Raw genomic sequence first — 385 nt, 5'->3', positions numbered from 1 at the left:
CCGCGAGGCTGAAGCCGGGATTTCTGCCCGTAAGCACGCCATTTCCGACGCCACCTTTTACATCTGGCGTAAGAAGTATGGCGGTATGGAGGTGACTGAGGTTAAGCGCCTGAAGTCGCTTGAGGAAGAGAACGCCAGACTCAAGAAGCTGCTTGCCGAAGCCATGCTGGATAAGAAAGCACTTCAGGTGGCTCTGGGGCGAAAGTACTGACGACAGACCAGAAGCGGGAAGCCGTGATGTTGATGTGTGATGCGACCGGTCAGTCGCAACGTCGTGCCTGCTGGCTTACAGGTTTGTCCCTGTCGACCTGCCGCTATGAGGCTCAGCGTCCGGCGGCTGATGCGCACTGAGCTGGCACTGGAGCGCAGGCGTTTTGGCTACCGA

At 58.2% G+C, this 385-nt stretch carries 1 pseudogene; it reads left to right on the top strand.

Features of this window, described 5'->3' with window-relative positions:
- Positions 1–385: pseudogene (locus VSR74_RS23205) on the top strand (transposase); the annotation flags it as partial.

Source organism: Pseudocitrobacter cyperus (assembly GCF_039889165.1).
GTDB classification, from domain to species: domain Bacteria; phylum Pseudomonadota; class Gammaproteobacteria; order Enterobacterales; family Enterobacteriaceae; genus Pseudocitrobacter; species Pseudocitrobacter cyperus.
The sequence above is the reverse complement of the archived record's forward strand: the minus strand, read 5'-3'. Positions and strand labels throughout refer to the sequence as shown.